This window comes from Alteraurantiacibacter aestuarii (genome assembly GCF_009827405.1).
Lineage (GTDB): Bacteria > Pseudomonadota > Alphaproteobacteria > Sphingomonadales > Sphingomonadaceae > Alteraurantiacibacter > Alteraurantiacibacter aestuarii.
The window spans coordinates 391,979-411,330 of record NZ_WTYY01000002.1 but is presented as its reverse complement, the minus strand read 5'-3'; the positions used below and the strand labels follow the sequence as shown (position 1 = coordinate 411,330).

Below are 19,352 nucleotides of genomic sequence, written 5' to 3'. Positions count from 1 at the left end.
CTGAACTTGTTTCAGGGTCCATTTCGCAAATCGATGCGTTGCCGCAGCTTGCCGGATGGATGCTGAAACGAGTTCAGCATGACGAAAATTGATTGCGAACATGGGTGTGATCAAACCTTCGCCAGTCCGGCATCCAGATCGGCAATGATATCGTCGATATGCTCAATCCCCACGGACACACGCACCACGTCCGGACCCGCACCAGCCGCAACCAGTTCCTCTGCCGAAAGCTGGCTGTGGGTGGTGGAGGCGGGGTGGATGATCAGGCTGCGGGTGTCGCCGATATTGGCCAGGTGGCTGAACAGCTCCACGCCTTCGACCAGCTTGACGCCTGCCTCAAATCCGCCCTTCAGCCCGAAGGTGAACACCGCGCCGCCGAGGCCGCCCAGATATTGCTGCGCCAATGCGTGATAGGGATCGTCCGGCAGGCCGGCATAGGACACCCAGCCAACCTTGGGATGCGCCTTCAGCCATGTGGCCAGCGCCAGCGCATTGCTGCAATGCCGCTCCATCCGCAGCGCCAGCGTCTCCATGCCGGTCAGCGTCAGGAAGGCGTTTTGCGGAGCCATTGCCGGGCCCAGATCGCGCAGGCCCAGCACCCGGCACCCGATGATGAAGGCGATGGGGCCAACCGGCGCCAGCGCATCGGTCAGCACCGCGCCGTGGTATGACGGATTGGGTGCGGTGAGCGAGGGGAACTTGTCGCTGGCGGCCCAGTCAAACTTGCCCGAATCCACGATCAGACCGCCGACCGAATTGCCATGGCCGTTGAGGAATTTGGTGGTCGAATGAACGACAATATCGGCGCCATGTTCAATCGGGCGGCACAGGGCGGGGCTGGCCATGGTGTTGTCCACCATCAGCGGCACGCCTGCTTCATGCGCGACCTTGGCCAGCGCGGCGATATCCGTCACCACGCCGCCGGGATTGGCGAGGCTTTCGACGAACACCACGCGGGTATTCTCATCAATGGCCGCCGCCACTTCTGCCAGATTATCGGCATCGACAAAGCGCGCCTCCCAGCCGAATTTCTGGAAGCTGTTGCCAATCTGGTTGAGCGATCCGCCGTACAGCTTCTTCGCCGCGACGATGTTGCAGCCCGGTTCCATCAGCGTGTGAAAGGCGATGAACTGCGCCGCATGGCCCGATGCCACACCCAGCGCGCCCACGCCGCCTTCCAGCGCCGCGATCTTGCCTTCCAGCGCGGCATTGGTGGGGTTCATGATGCGGGTGTAGATATTGCCGAATTCCTGCAGCGAGAACAGCTTGGCCGCATGCTCGGCATCGTCGAACACGTAACTGGCCGTCTGGTAGATCGGCGTGATCCGCGCCTTGGTGGTGGGATCAGGCTCGCAGCCAGCGTGGACAGTGAGTGTTTCGAGGCGTTGGTTGGTCATTGAGTTTCCTCCCCCAAGTCTAGTTCTGGCCCGAACTGGGCACGATAGAAGCGCATCATATCCTCAATTTCGTCAGCCCGCACGGCGGCAAGACGCGCGCTGCAGAAATTGCGGTCGGCAGTTCCACCCCAGCCGCCACGCCCCCTGTGCGCTTCGGCTTCGCACTGGGCGGCGGCATAATCCCGCCATGCCTCTTGCGACAAGGTGAGCAGGTCCATCAAGGCCGGGATATTGCAGCCGGTGGTGCTGTCTTCGCGTGTGCACTCATCGCGCAGGTAACTGTCAGCAACGTCGGCAATCAGCACCGACTGGTCCCATGTCGTCTCAAGCTCGCCTTCAGCCAGCGCGGCAAGCTGCTGGGAGCACGTCAACTCGCCGGGATATGCCGGGCCGTGGCACCACTTATCGCCCGCTGCGAAGCGCTGGGTGCGCGAAAGGCCCGGCTGCGCCATGGCATCCTCCAGCGTTTCGAACTGCGTGATCGCGTCATCCGCAACTTGCCCGGAAGCGCTGGCAGGAAGCAGGGAAAATGCGGCGGCGAGCACCAGCAATGTCGCCTGCGTTCTCATTCCGCCGCCGCCATTTTGCACGCCCGCATCGGTTCCGCGCCCTGCATCGGCGTTAACCCCAGCCGCGCAAACATCGCCGCATCCTCATCATCGCCCGCATTGGGCGCGGTGAGGAGCTTGTCGCCGGTGAAGATCGAGTTCGCCCCAGCCATGAAACACATGGCCTGCGTGGCCTCGCTCATGGACTCGCGGCCTGCAGACAGGCGCACCATGCTTAGCGGCATGCAGATGCGCGCCACGGCGATGGTGCGGATGAATTCGATATCGTCGATTTTCGCCAGCGGTGTATCCGCCAGCATATCGCCCAGCACCGTGCCTTTTACCGGCACCAGCGCATTGACCGGCACGCTTTCGGGATGCCGCTCCAAGGTTGCCAGCGTGTGGACGAAGCCCACCCGATCGCTGCGCGTTTCGCCCATGCCGACGATGCCGCCCGAACAGACGTTGATGCCCGATTGGCGGACGTTACCCAGCGTATCCAGCCGGTCCTGATAATTGCGCGTGGTGATAACCCGTTCGTAATATTCCGGCCCGGTGTCGATATTGTGGTTGTAGTAATCGAGGCCCGCCTCGGCCAGCATATCGGCCTGTTGGGGCGTCAACATGCCCAGCGTCATGCAGGTTTCCAGCCCCATGGCGCGCACACCGGCCACGATCTGCACAATCGCGGGCATGTCGCGGTCCTTGGGATTGCGCCATGCCGCGCCCATGCAGAAGCGCTGGCTGCCCGCATCCTTGGCCTGCGCGGCGCGCTGGAGGACTTGTTGCACGTCCATCAGCTTGGTCGCCTCAACGCCGCTGTCAGCCTTCACGCTTTGGCTGCAATAGCCGCAGTCTTCCGGGCAACCGCCGGTCTTGATCGACAGCAGAGTGCACAATTGCACCTCGTCTGCGGCATGGTGCAGGCGGTGCGTTTCGGCGGCGCGGAAGACCAGTTCAGTGAACGGCAGGTCAAACAGCGCGGCGATTTCCTCGCGGGTCCAGTCGGTGCGGATTTGGGTCATTCAGGGTCCTCAATCGGCGGCATATTATGCCCCAGCAGGCGAAGCATATCGGCTGCGCATTCGACCACGTTGGAGCCGGGGCCGTAAATGCCCTGCACACCTGCTTCGCGCAGGAAATCATAGTCTTGCGGCGGAATAACGCCACCTGCCACCACCTTGATATCGGCGCGGCCTGCTTCGCGAAGATGCTGGATCAGTTCGGGCACGAGCGTCTTGTGACCAGCCGCCAGCGAGCTTGCGCCGACCGCATCCACGTCCAGTTCCAGCGCCATTGTAGCGGTTTCTTGCGGTGTCTGGAACAGCGGCCCGCTGGTGACGTCAAAGCCCATTCCGGCAAAGGCCCCGGCGATGACATTGGCGCCGCGATCGTGCCCATCCTGCCCCATCTTGGCCACCAGCAGGCGCGGTTTGCGGCCAAGGCGGGCGGTCACTGCCTCTACTCCGGCGATCACCTGCGCATAGCGGGCATCGCCGGCATAGGCCTGCTTATAGACGCCGGTGACGGGTGTGGGGGTTGTGCCATAGCGGCCGAACACGTCCTCCATCGCGGCGGAAATCTCGCCCAGTGTCGCATCGGCGCGGGCCGCTTCCACGGCGAGGGCGAGCAGGTTGCCGTCCCCCCTTGCACCCTCTCGCAATGCGTCCAGGGCCGCCTTGCATGCAGCTTCATCACGGCCACTTCGCACCTTGGCAAGGCGCGTGATCTGCCCAAGCCGCACGGCGTGATTATCAATGTCGAGCGTGTCGATGCGGGAGCGGTCTTCGGATGGATATTTGTTCACCCCCACCACCACGTCTTCGCCCCGGTCCACGCGCGCCTGCCTGGCGGCAGCGGCTTCTTCGATGCGGCGCTTGGGCATGCCGCTGGCGACAGCTGCGGTCATGCCGCCAAGCGCGTCCACCTCGGCCATCAGTTCGCGCGCCTTGTCGGCCAGTTCCGCTGTCAGAGCCTCGACATAATAGCTGCCGCCCAGCGGATCGACGACATTGGTGATGCCCGTCTCCTCGGCCAGCACCAGCTGCGTGTTGCGGGCGATGCGGGCGGAAAAATCGGTCGGCAGGGCCAGCGCCTCATCCAGCGCATTGGTGTGCAGGCTTTGCGTGCCGCCCAAGATGGCCGCCATCGCCTCCACCGTGGTGCGGATGACATTGTTGTAGGGGTCCTGCTCCTGCAGCGACACGCCGGACGTCTGGCAATGGGTGCGCAGCATCTTTGACTTGGGATTTTGCGCCCCAAGCCCCTCCATCACCTCATGCCACAGCGTTCGTGCAGCGCGCAGCTTGGCGACCTCCATGAACACATTCATGCCTATGCCGAAGAAGAACGACAGGCGCGGGGCGAAATCATCGATATGCTGGCCCGCTGCCACGGCGCGTTTCACATATTCCTTGCCGTCGGCGATGGTGAAGGCGAGCTCCTGCACCGCCGTCGCACCCGCTTCATGCATGTGATAGCCGCTGATGGAGATCGAGTTGAAACGCGGCATTTCGGCGGAACAATAGGCGATAATGTCCGACACAATCCGCATGCTTGGCTGCGGCGGATAGATGTAGGTGTTGCGGACCATGAACTCCTTGAGAATGTCGTTCTGGATCGTCCCGGACAGCTGATCGCGCGAAACGCCCTGCCGTTCCGCCGCCACGATATAGAAGGCCATGACCGGGATAACCGCGCCGTTCATTGTCATCGAAACACTCATTTCACCGAGCGGGATCTGGTCAAACAGGATCTGCATGTCGGCCACCGTATCGATGGCCACGCCCGCCTTGCCGACATCGCCGACAACGCGCGGATGATCGGAGTCATACCCGCGGTGCGTGGCGAGGTCGAAAGCCACGCTCAGTCCCTTTTGCCCGGCGGCGAGGTTGCGGCGGTAGAAGGCGTTGGAATCCTCGGCGGTGGAGAAGCCCGCATACTGCCGGATCGTCCACGGGCGGCCGGTGTACATGCTGGCATAAGGCCCGCGCGTGAAGGGCGCGAAGCCCGGCAGGCCGGGATCGGCAGGGGCGTCTTCAGCGGTGTAGAGCGGCTGGATCGCGATGCCTTCGGGCGTGTGCCAGGTGAGGTCGCGGCCTTTCACCTCTTTGGAGGCCTTGGCCTGCCATTCGGATTTGTCAGCCACGAACAACTCCCCCGTCATGCTGAACTTGTTTCAGCATCCATGTGCTCGCTTCAACAGACGGCGCAATTGGAGAAATGGACCCTGAAACAAGTTCAGGGTGACGATATTGATTAAACATCACCCGGAGTTTCCATGATCTCTGTCAGGATGCCGCCCATGTCCTTTGGGTGGACGAAGAAGATCGGCGTGCCATGCGCGCCAATGCGCGTGGGGCCAAGGATGCGCTTGCCCTGCGCTTCGAAATTGGTCCGCGCCGCCTCGATATCAGGCACTTCGAAACACATGTGATGCTGTCCGCCCAGCGGGTTCCTGGCGAGGAAACTGGTGATGGGCGATGTCTTATCCAGCGGGCTGAGCAGTTCCATCTGCGCCGCGCCTTCGGCAGTATCCATGAAGCACACCAGCACGCCCTGTTCGGGCATTTCGAACGGGGGCGTGGTCAGCGTGGCACCCGCGCTCTCCCGCCAATGGGCAATCGCCGCGTCCATATCGGGCACGGCAATGCCGACATGGTTCAGGCGTCCGAGTTTCATGGTGTTTGCCTCTCCCGAATAGCTCGGACGAAGGCTAGCCCAATCCGCAGGCCTTTACCAACTCGCTGATGTTGGGGATCACCAGATCTGGGGTCTTTTCGGGCGGCTGGCTCGCCCATTGCGCGGCATCGGTGGCTCCGCTGGTGACGGCAATGCCGATGGCGCCGCTGGCGACGGCCATCTGCATTTCGGCGGTGGCATCGTCTCCCACCACGCCCACGTCCTGCTGCGCGCAGCCCAGAACCTCGGCGATCATCTCCATCGCGTGCGTGCTGGGCTTGCCAGTGGGTTCAGGCTCCATCCCGGTGACGCGCGAAATCGCCCCGTTGATGGCGCAGCTATAGCCGAAGCTGCGGCCTTCCTTGGTGGCGAAATACGGCACGTCGGAAGCGGACAGGAACGCTGCGCCATCCAGCACCCGGCTGCAGGCGATGTGGATATGGTCCATCACGCATTCGGGATGCCAGGCGACATAGACCGCATCGGCATAATCCGCCGCCGCATCGCCCGGCAGGCAGCAGTTGATGGCCATTTCGGACAGCGCATCGACCACGCCCTGCGTGCCCAGCACCAGCACATTGTCATAGCCCCGGTCCGCAATCACGCGCGCGGCCACGGAGTTGGGGGTGAACAGCTTTTCGTCCGGCACGGGAACGCCCGCATCGCGCAGGCGCGGGCCCTGTACGCGCGCGGCATAGGCGCTGCCATTGGTCAGCGCGAGCCACGGAATGCCCAGCCGGTCCAGCTCCTGCAGAGCCTCAGCCGCGCCTTCAATCGCGTCATAACTGCCCAGCTTGCGGTTGGACAGGATCAGCGTTCCGTCCAGATCGAACATGAAGCCTTTGGGTGTGCGAACGCTCATGCAGAAACTTCCAGTTTGAAATCGTCTTTTTCGACGCTGAACTGATCGACATCGCGGCGGGCCAGGATAGTGCGGACAAGCTCCATCACCGCCACCGTATCGGGATCATATTCTTGGCGAGCGGGACCGGCGGCCTGCATTGCATCGACCAGATCGACGGGCATGGTGGCGCGCAGCAGGAATTCCTCGTCAGACAGGTTCGATCCGATCCTGCGGCGCAGTTCGGGCAGGTCGGCCATGCCGGTTTCGGCCTGCAATTCCTTCGTTCGCGGATTGGCCATGATGCGGTCCATCACCGCCTGATCGACCGGAGCATTGGGGCGGCCAAACTTGCCGATGGCGAAGCGGATGATCTCATCCGGGATGATCGCCCAGCGTTCCTTGCCGGTCACGTTCATCACCGCCTGCGTCTGCAGCATCTGGGCAAAGGGGGTCATCACGATGGGCCAGCCCAGTTCCTCACGCACGCGGCCGATTTCCTCGATCACTGCGCCTTCCAGATGGCTCGCGCGCTGGTCTGCCAGATGGCGGCGCATGGTGCCGACCATTCCGCCGGGCAGGTTGTGTTTGTAATAGGCGGCATCGAACGCCATCGGGCTGCCGGTGGGAAGCCCCTCGGCCTCGGCCATGGCAGTCCAGAAATCGGCGACTTCCTGTGCGGCCTCGTCATCGATATCGACGGTGTGGCCCTGTGCCCGCAGATTGGCGATCATGCGCATGATCGGCGGATTGCTGGTGCCATCCGCTGCGCCGCCGCTGGCGCATTGCACGGCGGTAACGCCCAGTTCCGCAGCTTCCAGACAGGCCGGTTCGGCCTGGCCGATGGTGCAGTGATTGTGCAGTTCCAGCGCCTTGTCGCCGATCTGGGCCATGATGGCGGGGATCAGTGTCTGTGCGCGCTTGGGGGTCAGCAGGCCGCCGGGGTCCTTGATATACAGCGCGTCAATGTCCGGGCTGGCGGCCATGATCCGCGCGGCCTCGGCATAATGGGCATCGTCGTGGATCGGGCTGATGGAGAACACCAGCGCGCCCACCACCTGCTCTCCGCCAGCGCGCTTGACCAGCTTCGCCACTTCCACATTGCTGCTGGCGTCATTCATCGGATCGGCCAGCGCGAAACGGCGGATGCCGTTGGTGGCCAGCGTCCTGAATGCCAGCTCCATGAAATCGGGCGTGGCGGTTTCCCACGCGATGAAGCGGAAGCCGGTGGACAGGAACTGCAGCGGCGTGTCCTTGCAGATCGCCGCCATGGAGCGAATGCGCTCCCACGGGTCTTCCTGCTTGTAGCGCACCGCCACGCCCATGTGGGTGGAGGTGGTGAAATCGATTGCCTTGTAGCCCGCGCGCTCCATCGCAGGCGCCACGGTCAGCGTCTTGGCGGTATCGACGCCGAGCGCCCCCCACAGGCACTGATTGCCATCACGCAGGCTTGTCTCGACGATCTGGATATTGGCCATCAGCCGCCCACTTTCACGCGGACCAGCGGCTGGCCTTCTTCCACCGGCTTGCCGTTCTCGGCCAGGATCGCGGTGACAGTGCCGGAAACGCCGGCGCGGATCGGATTCATCAGCTTCATCACCTCGATAATGGCGATGGTTGTATCCTCGCTGACGCTGTCGCCAAGCTGGACAAAGGGCGGTTCGCCCGGTCGCGGGGTGAGGTAGAAATTGCCCAACAGCGGCGCGACCACGTCGACTTCTCCGGCACCGGGGCCGCTGCTGGCGGAAGGTGCGGGAGCGGGTGCTGGTGCCGGTGCTGCATTGCGTGAGGGTGCACGGCCAGACCTGGCGGGCGGGGCCTCATCCTCAATCTCTTCATCATCGCCGCCGCTCCATCCGCCGCCGCCATCGCGGCGAATACGCAGGCGAAATTCGCCCATCTGCAGATCGAGCGAACGGAAGTGGCTTTCGTCCAGCAGCGCAGCAATCTCGGCAATGTCCTTGCCGGTAAGGCGGCTCACTTCCTGCCCCCGAAGATGTTCATCACATGCGCCAGTGGGTTATCGACCGGCTTGGTCACCGATGCCACGTCCTTGGCCGACCACACGGTTTCGGGCCGCGACTGGAGCAGCAATATGTTGCCGTCCTTGTCCAGCGCCCATTCGATATCCTGCGCCTTGCCGTAATGCCGCTCCACCTTGCGGCCCACTTCGCGCAGGCCCATCAGGTCTTCGTCTGTCAGGCAGGGTGTGGTGCGTTCATCGCCTTCCAGCTCAATCTCGACAATGCCGCCGCCCGGTGCGGGCACCTGCTTGGCGTGCTTGTCCGAGATATCGCGCGCGGAAATCTCTCCGGTGATCTTGCCGACCACCCATTTGTCCGGCGTTACCTCGCCTGAGACGACAGAGGAGCCAAGCCCCCATGCGCCTTCGATGGTGATCACGGACTTGTCGCCGGTGGTCGGGCTGCGGGTGAACATCACCCCGGCACAGCGCGCATCGACCATCTGCTGGATGACCACGGCCATCGCCACGCCATCCTCGGGAAAGTCCTGCTTGCGGCGATAGATCATGCTCTCGACCGAATAGAGACTGCCCCAGCATTCGCGCACCTTCATCGCCATGTCCTGCGCGGTCAGCACCCACAGGAATGTGTCCTGCAGGCCGGCAAAGCTGGCATCGTCGGCGTCTTCAGTGGTGGCGGAGGATCGCACGGCGACCGGCTGGCCGTCCGGGCACAGCTCGTCCATCGCCGACATGATCGCCTGTTCCACCGCTGGCGGCATGGGTTCGTTCATCACGCGGGCGCGCAATTGTTCGGACAGGCGGGTGGCCGCGCCCAGGTCATTGGGGTCGAGCGCTTCGACCTGCCCGCGCACGTCCTCGCGCGCTTCCAGTGCGGCGAGGAATGTCTCGAACGCGCTGGTGGTGACCACGAAACCGGGCGGCACGGCAATGCCGGCCTGCGTCAGCTCACCCAGAGAGCCGCCCTTTCCGCCCACGGTCGGGCGATCGGCAATGCCGACATCGGCAAACCATGCAACAGCAGGGGTCATTGGCTCAGACTTCCTCGAGCAGTTTTTCTGCATCCGCGTCCAGATCATCGAGGATGGTCACGGTGCCGCGGCCGCCATCCACGCGGATGCGCATGCCGTCCTTGATCAGCTTGGTCGCCTTGCCCGTGCCGACAACGGCGGGCAGGCCATATTCGCGCGCCACGATGGCCATGTGGCTCATCGATCCGCCAATGTCCGATACCGCCGCGCCAATCTTCTGGAAGATCGGCGACCAGGTGGGGTTGGTAACCTGGCACACCAGGATATCGCCCTGCTGGATGCGGCCCATCTCGGCCACGGACTTGACCACGCGCGCGGTGCCTTCGACCACGCCCGAACAGGCGGCAAAGCCTTTCAGTTCCTTCTCGTTCTCGGTTCCGTCGTCGAGCCATTTGTCGAGATTTTCGCGGGTGATGCCCCACAGCATGTTGATGGCCGGATCGTCGATCGCATCGGGAACGGCGCCAAGGGCAGGCGGGCAGTCATGCTTGCCCCATTCCTCAATCGCCGCCCGGCGCTGGGCCACCAGTGCAGGCCAGTGCTTGGGGCCGCGCGCTTCGGCGCCGATGCCCCACGCGAGCATCAGGTCGATGATCGCGCTTTCCAGCTCATATTGGGTGAGGTGGAACACGTCCTCCTCCACCCCGTCGTCACCGAAGAAGCCATGTGCCAGCAGCAACCGGCCAAACTCCCGGATCTTGTTGAAGAACAGGTTGGTGTACCAGTGCTCGCAATAGAACTTGTGGCCTTCGACGTATGGGAACACGCGGTGCGCCAGACTGATCAGCTGGTCATAGGTGGCCTTGTCTTCCTCTGTGTCCAGCAGTTCGCGGTAATCGATCACCAGCTGTTCACGCTCTTCGATCAGCTGCGCGGTCGGGCGTTCCAGGTTCATGCCGGCCTTGATCTTCTCGATATAGCCGGGGAAGGCGGCGAAGGGCAGCGACAGGTCATCATTCCAGCTGCGGTGATAATGGTAGAAGCCATCGCCGCTGCTGACGTTGAACCACGGGTTGCGGCTGGTCTCCAGCTCGGCCAGCCATGCCTGGCCTTTCTCACCCAGCGCGTCGAGGTCTGTCAGCACCTTTTCGATATCGGCATTGTCGACGAAATGCGCATCCACGCCCAGTTCCACCGCGCTGCGGGCGAGGCGCTTCACTTCCTCGTCCGGGCGGAAGATCTCGGCTTCCATGCCCGCCACCATGCGGCTGATCGCCTGGTCGGAAATCTCCGGGAAGGCCTTCTTGCAGAAATCGAAAAAGGTCATGTAGGCGCCATAGCCCAGCAGCAGGAATTCGAAGTGGTGGTGCCACATCCGGTGGTACCCTTCGATCTGCTTCTGGTAGATCACCAGCAGATCATGACTGGCGGCCACGCCCTTGCCGGTATGGGTCGTTTCGATCGGCTCATAATCGGGCAGGGACGGGGTGGGCAGCGCCTGCGCATCGGCGATCAGCGCCTTCATCTTGTCTTTCCACTGGGCGTACAGGTCTTCCCAGTTTTCGTAATAATAGAAGGCGCGCTTCTGGAATTCGCCAATGCGCTCCTCGATCTCGGCCGGATCGGTCACCGCCACGCCGCCGATGAACACGCGGCCGTTGATGACGCGGTGTTCAATGCCCTTGGCCGTGGGCAGCACATGCACGCGGGTGTTGAACGCGCCCATCGCGACATAGGCGGCCTCTGCCGTGATCATGTCGAAATGATGCATCGGCTCGGGAAAATGCATGGAGTTGTAGAACCAGAACTTGCTGTCATCCTCCGGCACGAAATGGGTGTAATAGGGGTATGCGGCCTGCGCCTGCTCAGTGCCCGGCACCACTTCCAGCGAACTGGGAAGCGGGAAGCCCTTTTTCGTATCGCTCATGGATATCCTCTCAAGCAATTTAGGGGCGCCGCCCTGCCTCTTGTGGACAGTGGCGGCGCGCCCAGGCCTCCTCTCCGAGGCTTAACTTTGCGCACTTTTCGACCCGAAGTGCTCAAAGGCTGATCGTCATTTGAAACGGTGATACAGCACTGCGGGGTTAAACCCCAAGGATTCTTGCGCATATCAATTAGGATAAAAGCGCAGGGTAATTTGTCTTGGTTGCATGTGAGACAAGCGCGCGAGAGGCCACTTTCCAAGCTGCCGGTTCAGGCGCATCTCATCATCCGGGGGGCTGCCTGATTCGCGGCATGCCAACGCTGGAGACCTGCTGCCAAATCATGCCCACGACAAGTGAGACCTTCCTCGTCGCCCTGCTGCTGATCTTCACCGTGCCCTTTGCCATATGGCGAGGGCTGCGCACGGATTACTATGCTCCGCTGGTGGTGGTGCAGATAATTGGCGGCATCGTGCTGGGGCCGGGCGTGCTGGGGGCAGTCTGGCCAGCCTATTATTCCGCCATCTTCACCCCCGATGTGATCGGTGCACTGAACGGTATTGCGTGGTGGGCGGTGATGATGTTCGTGTTCGTGGCGGGTGTGGAACTGGATCTGAGTGCGGCCTGGGCCAACCGCCGGGAATCCGCGATCACCGCCTCGCTGGCGCTGGCAACGCCGCTGGCATTTGGCGCGGCGGCAGGTGCGCTGGTGCTTGCCACACCGGGCTGGCTGGGGCCGCAAGGCTCGCTTGCGCAGGGCGTGCTGGGCATTGGCATGGCCTGCGCGGTCACCGCCTTGCCGATCCTGGTCCTGCTGATGGAGAAGCTGGGCATTTTCCACCAGCCGCTGGGCCAGCGCCTGCTGCGCTATGCCAGTCTGGATGATCTGGCGATCTGGGGGGTGCTGGCTATCATCCTGCTGGATGTGGAGCGGATCGCGCGGCAGGGCGCGTTCCTGCTGGCATTCGCGCTGGCGGCCCGGGCCGTGCGCAAGGCCATGCGCAGACTGGCGGAAACCGATCGCTGGTATGTGGGTCTGGTGTGGCTGGCAGGCTGCGGTCTGGCGGCGGACTGGGCCGGGCTGCACTTCATGGTCGGTGCCTTTCTGGCCGGCTGCGTGCTCGATACCGGCTGGTTTTCGCGCCAGAAGCTCGACTCCTTCCGCGAGATTGTACTGCTTACGGTGATGCCGGTGTTTTTCCTGTCCACCGGCCTCAGAACGGACTGGAGCGGCGGCGGTCTGGCAGTTTTCGCCGTGGCCGGCCTGCTGCTGGCGGCATCAGTGGCGGGCAAGCTGGTGGGCGTACATATGGCCGGGCGCCTGCTCGGCTGGCGCAAGGGGGAGGCATCGCTGATCGGCTGGCTGTTGCAGACCAAGGCGCTGATCATGATCATTTTTGCCAATGTCCTGCTCGACAAGGCGATCATCACTTCGCAGACCTTCACCGCGCTGCTGCTGATGGCGGTGGCCAGCACCATGCTGACCGTGCCGATGGTGTCCCCGCGCCTCAGGCGGTTGCAGGACGTGAGTGAATAGGCAGGATCAAATCGCTTGTTTTTGGCGGCCCGCGCGATCAGGCTGGCTGGCGACTGTTTGAACAAGCGGGGAAGGTCTCATGACACTTGAAGGCGGATGCCTTTGTGCAAGGTCGCGCTATGCGATTTCTGGCGAAGTCGAGTGGGCGGGCAGCTGCTATTGCACCGACTGCCAGAAGGAATCGGGCAGCGGCCACCTGACCGCCGTCGCCGTGCCGGCTGCTGCGATCAGTTTTTCAGGACCGACAAGAGTGTTCCAGTCCATTGGCGGCAGTGGCGGCAATATTGACCGGATTTTCTGCGCCGAATGCGGCAGCACGCTGTTCAGCCATCCGCATGTGATGGGTGACATACGCATCGTGCGCGCTGGCACGCTGGACGATTCCTCTGCCGTTGAACCGGCCATGGCGGTGTTCTGCAGCCAGGCGTCGGCGTGGGACCAGCCGCCGGCGGGCATCGCCACCTTCGCCCAGATGCCGCCAGTCCAGTAACTCGCCGGGTGAGGTAGCACACGATGTCGGCACGCCTGGTGGAAGTCTATCTGCCCGATACCCATGCCGATCGGCTGGAGATCGTGCTCGCCCGCCATGCGCGCCGCTTCTGGCGTGAAAGCGTGCCGGGCAATCAGGAGAAGTACTCCTGCCTGGTCCAGCAACGCTATACCGAACGCCTGCTGGAAGACCTTGAGAGCGAATTTGCCGAGCTGGAGGGCTTCACCGCGCTTGTCTCTCAGATAGAGGCGGCCATTCCTCCCGTGATCGAATCCGCCGAAACGGAACTGATCGATCTTCGCGACAGGCCACCACCCACGCGGCTGGAGCGTTTTCTTACCCGTGACCGCATCAGCACCGACGAGCTGTATGACGATATCGAGGAAAGCCTCCACATCACCCCCAGCTTCCTGCTCACGGTATTGCTGTCTGCGGTGATTGCCGGGCTGGGCATGCGCAGCGGACAGACCGCGGTGGTGATCGGCGCCATGATCATCGCCCCGCTGCTGGGCCCGACAATGGGTGTGGCGCTGGCGGCAACGGTGGGCAATGGAAAGCTGGGCCGCGAGGCCGCGATCACGCTGACAGTGGGCAGCATCGTTGCCGTGCTGGCCGGGGTCGCAGTGGGCATGATGGTGGAGATCGATCCGCTGGTGCCCGAATTGCACAACCGCACGCTGGTGCAGCCTGCCGATATTGCGCTGGCGCTGGCTTGCGGAATGGCGGGCGTGCTGGCGTTCAGCCGCGCTGCCTCGCTCACGCTGGTGGGGGTGATGATCGCCGTCGCGCTGGTGCCGCCGCTGGCCGCTTCGGGCATTTACCTTGGCGCCGGATATCCGGTGGCGAGCGGCAATGCGCTGTTCCTGTTCACCATCAACCTGGTGTGCGTGAACGTGGCGGGCATCGCCACCTTCCTGTTTCAGGGCCTGCCGCCCAAGAGCTGGCGCATGACTGGCGGCATCTTCGCCACCTGGACGGTGGTGCTGATCATCCTGGCATCGCTGATGGCCGGACGGCTGGTGCTGGGGCTGGGCACGCTTGAACATGTCGGCAGCGCGCTGGCTCCGATGATGTAGTTCCCTGCGGGGGATCGGGGCTTGTCCTGCGCTGCTGCGGGGTGCACCTATCAAGCCAGTCCCGAGCGCCTGCAACGGGCATTGGCCGGGTATGGAGGGGATAATGGCAGAGTTTTTTCGCGCGATTCACGCCAGGGCCTGCGCCGCTGCCGGTGCATTGATGCTGCTTGCCCTGCTGCCGCAGGCCGCCTCCGCTCAGGCCCCCGCCGCTCAGGCCGCCACCGCTCACGACTGTGACAGGCAATGTCTTTCTGGGATGATCACCGCCTATATCGATGCCCTGGTTGCGCATGATCCGGCAAATCTGCCTTTGCCCGAGCATGTGCGTTTTACCGAGGATTCGTACGAAATCGAAATTGGTCAGGGCTTGTGGGAAACGGTCACGGCCAAGGGCGGCTTTCGGCAGGATTACATAGACAGCGCAAGGCAGATCGCCGCCGCGCATGTGGAGCTTCGCGAAGGCGACATCCCGGTGCTCTATTCACTTGTCCTGCATGTGGAGGACAGCCGGATTGCCGGCATCGAAACGCTGATCCAGCGTATTGCACCGGATTCGCCGTGGCAGCCGACACAGCTTGGCGCGCCGATCCGGGGGATGAATGATCCGGTGCCAGCCGCACAAAGGCAATCGCGCGAATCCATGATCCGAACGGCGCTGACCTATACCGAAGGGCTCAGGATCGGCAATTTCACCGACGGCGGCACGCCCTTTGCGGCGCAAACCTACCGCGTGGAAAACGGGGTGATCACTGCCGGGCCGGGCTGCGGACGCGCAGATTGCGGCATGTATGCCCAGCGCATCATGCTGCATCCCGATATCATCCCCAGCGTGGCTGCGGTGGATGAGGAGAACGGCGTGGTGGTGCTGTGGATGAACTTTGGCTTCACCAATTCCTATGGCGATGGCAATGCGCTGGTGACGTATGAGGCGTTCAAGATATGGGGCGGACAGATCCGGTCGATCAACGCCTTTTTCCGCACCATGCCACTGGCAACTCCGCGCTTCTGGAATTCGACGGACCCGATTGCCATTCCATAGGGCCGGGCCAAATTCCGGCGTTCCAGCCCGGATATGATCAGCTGCGCGGAGCGTTTCCTGCGCGCCATTCACGCGGGGTGACGCCATAGCGTTTGCGGAACAGGCGGGTGAAATATCCCGGATCGAGGAAGCCGGTGCGAAAGGCGATATCGGCGATCGACAGATTGCCCGCGCGCGGATCGCACAGCAACTCGCTTGCCCGGTCCAGCCTGGTGGCGTTGAGTTCCTGCACAAAGCTGGTGCTGCTGCCTGCCAGCAGCGTCTGCAGATAGCGTTTGGAAATGCCCACCTGCTCGGCCACCATTTCCGGCGAGAGGTCGGGATCGGAGTAATCGTCCTCGATCCGCCGCAGGATGCGGCTGGCCAGCTGGCCGCGGTGGCGCCCGTGCTGGTTGCGGGTTTCATCGCCCAGCTCCACTCCGGTGGCCAGCGCCAGCAAATTGCCGAACTGCTCGGCAATCAGCGGGCGGGGCAGCGGAGAATCGTCCAGCCCGCCATCAAGGATCGTCTCCAGCAGCGCGCCCAGCGGCGCACCCCAGCCCTTGCGTGCAGACATGGGCCGCGCCAGCAGGCCGGTGGGATCGGGCAGGTACTTGTCCAGCCAGCCCTGCGGCATCATCAAATCCACCGCCTCATGCTCGGTGGCCATTTCCATCTGGTAGAAGCGGGTGTTGTCCAGCATCACGAACTGGCCGGGCTCCACATCGAACACGCGACCGGCCATATTGGTCTTCAGCACGCCGTCGCGCGCATAAACCAGCTGGATCGAGGGTGTGGCGCGCATGGTGGTGTGATGCGCGCCGATATGCGTCACCCGCTGCGCCGGGGCATACAGGTGCAGCAACCGCAGCTGGCCGATTCCGTGGCTGATCCAGCGCGCGGCAAAGGCGTCTGCATCGAACACCTCCACTTCGATGGGGGCGATGGTGCTGGCGGCCCAGTCACGCCACGCGCTGATCGCCTCCCGCTGGCCAAGCCCGGTGGAGGTCCAGCTGTCATCCTGAGAAATTGCGGGTTTTGCCATGATGCGCAGGCTAGGGCGCGCAGCGCGGCGGGGCAAGCTTTGGGCAATTGAGCAGTTGTCCTGATCAGTGCAACCGCTAGGGTCTGCGCCAGGGTCGGGGTGGCGATTGGCGGGAGGGTCTGGATGCAAATTGTCTGTGCTGGGACGCTTGAGGCATGGTGGTGATCCGCTGGCTGGCTCTGGCGATGGCAGCCTTGCTGCTGGCCCCGCAAACCGCCGCTGCGCAGGATCTGGCGGTACAAACCGCGCAGGCGGAAGACCTCACCTCCGTGCGCGAGATCAAGCGGGTGCAGGCCGCACTGGGCCATCTGGCCATCGGCGGCCGGTGGGAGAATATCGGCGCCTTGTTCACCGATGATGCGGTGCTGCAATGGAATGCCGGGGAAGTGCGCGGGCGCAGCGCCATAATTGCCCATTTGCGTGATAATCAGGGCGGCGGCGCGGACGGCATGGCGGTGGGCCGCATGAATCTGCGCCTGTTCATCAGCCCGGTGATTACGCTGGCCGCCGATGGGCGATCTGCCACCGGACGCTGGCACGAAGTGGCGATGATGGCGCAGGCCGGGGTCTCCGCCGATTGGGCGGGCGGCACCCATGTTGTCCAGTATCGCCTGACAGATGACGGCTGGCGCATCGCCGAAATGCGCTATTTCCCGCAATTTGCCGGACCTTATGCCGATGGCTGGAGCCATGATGCGGCAACTCTGGTGCGCGCGCCCTATCATTATACGCCCGATCAGGCCGGCGTGGTCATTCCGCAAAGGCGGGCGAGTCGGCCCCAGACCCAGGCCGAGATCGATACGCGGGCGAGCCTGCTTCTGGGGGCAAGCCGGGCACAGAACCTTGTTGCTGCCTTTGGCTATTACCTCGATCGCGGCATGTTTGATGATGCGGCGGAGCTGTTCGCACCCGGTGCCAGCATCCGCGTGCAGGGGCAGGGCGTGTGGAGCGGGCCAGACGGTGCGCGCCGCTTACTCAGCCGCTTCGGGACGCCGGGCCTGGACGAAGGTGAGATGAACGATCACCCCTTGCTGATGCCGCTGGTCAATGTGGGGGCGGACGGCAATTCCGTGATCGTCAACGTGGTGGAACTGGGGATGGAAGGCCAGCACGGCGGCACCGGATACTGGTCCGCCGCACTGGTGGATTTCCGCCTTGTGCGCGCAGAGGATGGCATATGGCGCATCGCCGCCATGCAGCGCGTGCCGCTGATGCGATCAACCTATCAGGATGGATGGGCGCATCCGCTGCCAGCATCGCTGCCCGTTCCCGCAGGCGGAGAGCCGGACAGCGCGCGCGAGCGGGAGGTCGGCTTCGATGCCGCGCCCACCGTGGTCATGCCCTCCAGCCTGTCGCTGATCGCACCTTCGGCGCGCGAAGCCGTGGTTGCCCCCGTTCCCGGCGCGCTGGCGATGGCCGAGGCGTTTGACGGGGCGGAGAATGTCTCCAACGCCTATGGCTATTACATCGATCAGTTTGCCTGGCGGGACACCGCCGCCATATTTGCCCGCGACGGGTGGAAGGAGCTGTCCTACATCGGCACCTTCATCGGCCGCGATCGCGTGCTCGCCAGCCTGATCCAGCGTTACGGCGAAGGCGGGCCGAACGATGCCATGCAGGCGATTCACCAGAAGACCCAGCCTTATGTGACTGTCATGGACGGCGGTCAGCGCGCGATGGTGCGCACGCGGCTGATGCAGATGAATTCGTCCGCCAGCGGCCCGGGCAGCTGGATTGCCGGGATCTACGAGAACCAGGTGGTCAAGGAAGGTGGCATCTGGCGCATCCACGGGATGGACCTCGATTATGTCTGGCTGGCCGATTACGCCAGCGGCTGGACCGGTATCGATCCGGCGGGCAGCGCACGCTTTGGCGTGTCTGATGATGTGATTGCCGAATTTGCTCCCGATGCCCCCTTGCGCGGCGAGACATTCGCGCCATTCCCGCGTATTGCACCCGTGGGATTTCACTTTGCCAATCCGGTCAGCGGGCGCGAACCTGCTGTCAGGTTGCGCTGGTCTGACGGTCATCGCGGTCCATAAGGGCCGGGTGACTGGTCTGTGGGGAGGGTAACGCATGGCGACTGTTTCATCGTCCAAAGTCGGAAAATCGGGCTTTCGTCCCAGCTTCCACCTGTGGCTGGTGCTGGCGATGGCGGCCTTTGTCTTCACCGGTTTTGGCCTGACCTACCTTGGCCCGGTTGCTGCGGGAACGCGCACCGGGGATGCCCCCATCGTCCACCTGCACGGAATCGCCTTTTTCAGCTGGATGGTGCTGCTGGTGGTGCAGGCGCTGCTGGTCAATATGCGCAATGTGAAGCTGCACCGATCGCTCGGCATGTTCGGAATTGCCGTGGCCACGCTGGTGGTGGTGATGGGCGTGTTCATCACCATCGCCGCCGCCTCCACCACCGATCTGGTGGGCAATGGGCCGGGCGTGTTCTACCTGTCGGTGTTCGCGCCGCCCAGCTTTGCCATCCTGTTCGTGATGGCCATCCGCGCGGTGAAGACGCCGGTGGTGCATCGCAGCCTGATATTGATCGCCACCATCAGCATCCTGATGCCCGGTATCAACCGCGTATACATGGCCGGTGTCGGGCTGGATTACGTACCCTTCGTGCAAACCTACATGACCATGAACGCCTTTCTGGCCGCAGTTGTGTGGCATGAATGGCGCGGCGCAGGCACCGTCAGCCGCGCCACATGGATCGGCGCTGCCATCGTGGTGGTGCCGCAACTGCTGCTCTATCCGGTCTCCTCCACAAAGGGCTGGGCGGATTTTGTCTTCTGGCTGGGTTCATTTGCCACATATCACTGATAACAAACCTACCAAATAGAGAGGG

17 protein-coding genes are annotated in these 19,352 nt (G+C 63.2%); 6 read left to right on the top strand and 11 right to left on the bottom strand.

Annotation, left to right across the window (positions count from 1 at the left end; all coding sequences use genetic code 11):
* Positions 1-110: 110 nt before the first annotated feature.
* The 10 genes from GRI32_RS04655 to GRI32_RS04610 all read right to left on the bottom strand — a co-directional run bounded on the left by GRI32_RS04655 (position 111) and on the right by GRI32_RS04610 (position 11,349).
* Positions 111-1,397: an O-acetylhomoserine aminocarboxypropyltransferase gene (locus tag GRI32_RS04655; protein ID WP_160589958.1), complete on the bottom strand. Its 1,287-nt coding sequence runs from the start codon at positions 1,395-1,397 to the stop codon at positions 111-113.
* On the bottom strand, positions 1,394-1,966 hold the full coding sequence (locus GRI32_RS04650; RefSeq protein ID WP_160589957.1) for a lysozyme inhibitor LprI family protein: 573 nt from the start codon (positions 1,964-1,966) through the stop codon (positions 1,394-1,396). The genes GRI32_RS04655 and GRI32_RS04650 overlap by 4 nt, the downstream gene beginning before the upstream one ends.
* A complete protein-coding gene (gene bioB / locus GRI32_RS04645) occupies positions 1,963-2,970 on the bottom strand; it encodes a biotin synthase BioB (RefSeq protein ID WP_160589956.1) in 1,008 nt (335 codons plus the stop codon). Before bioB ends, GRI32_RS04650 begins: the two co-directional genes overlap by 4 nt.
* The gene (gene scpA / locus GRI32_RS04640; RefSeq protein ID WP_337190152.1) at positions 2,967-5,093 is read right to left on the bottom strand and encodes a methylmalonyl-CoA mutase; all 2,127 of its coding nucleotides are present in this window, start codon (positions 5,091-5,093) and stop codon (positions 2,967-2,969) included. Before scpA ends, bioB begins: the two co-directional genes overlap by 4 nt.
* 110 nt (positions 5,094-5,203) lie before the next feature.
* A complete protein-coding gene (mce, locus tag GRI32_RS04635) occupies positions 5,204-5,626 on the bottom strand; it encodes a methylmalonyl-CoA epimerase (RefSeq protein ID WP_160589954.1) in 423 nt (140 codons plus the stop codon).
* 34 nt (positions 5,627-5,660) lie between these two features.
* Positions 5,661-6,488 carry an HAD-IIA family hydrolase gene (locus GRI32_RS04630; protein ID WP_160589953.1) on the bottom strand — a complete coding sequence of 276 codons (828 nt, stop codon included), beginning with the start codon at positions 6,486-6,488 and terminating at the stop codon, positions 5,661-5,663.
* Positions 6,485-7,945 (bottom strand): biotin carboxyl carrier protein, encoded by a 1,461-nt coding sequence (locus GRI32_RS04625; RefSeq protein WP_160589952.1) that lies wholly within the window; start codon positions 7,943-7,945, stop codon positions 6,485-6,487. Before GRI32_RS04625 ends, GRI32_RS04630 begins: the two co-directional genes overlap by 4 nt.
* Positions 7,945-8,448, bottom strand: a complete 504-nt coding sequence (locus GRI32_RS04620; RefSeq protein ID WP_160589951.1) for a biotin/lipoyl-containing protein — start codon at positions 8,446-8,448, stop codon at positions 7,945-7,947. The genes GRI32_RS04625 and GRI32_RS04620 overlap by 1 nt, the downstream gene beginning before the upstream one ends.
* Positions 8,445-9,482 carry a PEP/pyruvate-binding domain-containing protein gene (locus tag GRI32_RS04615; RefSeq protein WP_160589950.1) on the bottom strand — a complete coding sequence of 346 codons (1,038 nt, stop codon included), beginning with the start codon at positions 9,480-9,482 and terminating at the stop codon, positions 8,445-8,447. The genes GRI32_RS04620 and GRI32_RS04615 overlap by 4 nt, the downstream gene beginning before the upstream one ends.
* 4 nt (positions 9,483-9,486) lie before the next feature.
* On the bottom strand, positions 9,487-11,349 hold the full coding sequence (locus GRI32_RS04610) for a PEP-utilizing enzyme (protein WP_160589949.1): 1,863 nt from the start codon (positions 11,347-11,349) through the stop codon (positions 9,487-9,489).
* 338 nt (positions 11,350-11,687) lie between these two features.
* Here GRI32_RS04610 and GRI32_RS04605 point away from each other — a divergent pair, with 338 nt between their 5' ends.
* The 4 genes from GRI32_RS04605 (at position 11,688) to GRI32_RS04590 (ending at position 15,486) form a co-directional block, all read left to right on the top strand.
* On the top strand, positions 11,688-12,881 hold the full coding sequence (locus GRI32_RS04605; protein WP_160589948.1) for a cation:proton antiporter: 1,194 nt from the start codon (positions 11,688-11,690) through the stop codon (positions 12,879-12,881).
* A 79-nt stretch (positions 12,882-12,960) separates the two neighbouring features.
* Positions 12,961-13,371, top strand: a complete 411-nt coding sequence (locus GRI32_RS04600; protein WP_160589947.1) for a GFA family protein — start codon at positions 12,961-12,963, stop codon at positions 13,369-13,371.
* Between the two features lie 23 nt (positions 13,372-13,394).
* The gene (locus tag GRI32_RS04595; RefSeq protein WP_160589946.1) at positions 13,395-14,447 is read left to right on the top strand and encodes a TIGR00341 family protein; all 1,053 of its coding nucleotides are present in this window, start codon (positions 13,395-13,397) and stop codon (positions 14,445-14,447) included.
* 103 nt (positions 14,448-14,550) lie between these two features.
* Positions 14,551-15,486, top strand: a complete 936-nt coding sequence (locus GRI32_RS04590; protein WP_160589945.1) for a DUF8021 domain-containing protein — start codon at positions 14,551-14,553, stop codon at positions 15,484-15,486.
* Positions 15,487-15,523: 37 nt separating this feature from the next.
* Here the strand turns inward: GRI32_RS04590 and GRI32_RS04585 are convergent, their stop codons facing one another.
* On the bottom strand, positions 15,524-16,510 hold the full coding sequence (locus GRI32_RS04585; RefSeq protein ID WP_160589944.1) for an AraC family transcriptional regulator: 987 nt from the start codon (positions 16,508-16,510) through the stop codon (positions 15,524-15,526).
* A 155-nt stretch (positions 16,511-16,665) separates the two neighbouring features.
* On the opposite strand from GRI32_RS04585, the gene GRI32_RS04580 reads away from it, so the two are divergent.
* Both GRI32_RS04580 and GRI32_RS04575 read left to right on the top strand, forming a co-directional pair.
* Positions 16,666-18,552, top strand: coding sequence for a nuclear transport factor 2 family protein (locus tag GRI32_RS04580; protein WP_160589943.1), 1,887 nt, complete (start codon positions 16,666-16,668; stop codon positions 18,550-18,552).
* A 34-nt stretch (positions 18,553-18,586) separates the two neighbouring features.
* Complete coding sequence (locus GRI32_RS04575) at positions 18,587-19,327, top strand: hypothetical protein (protein WP_160589942.1); 741 nt, start codon at positions 18,587-18,589, stop codon at positions 19,325-19,327.
* Positions 19,328-19,352 lie beyond the last annotated feature (25 nt).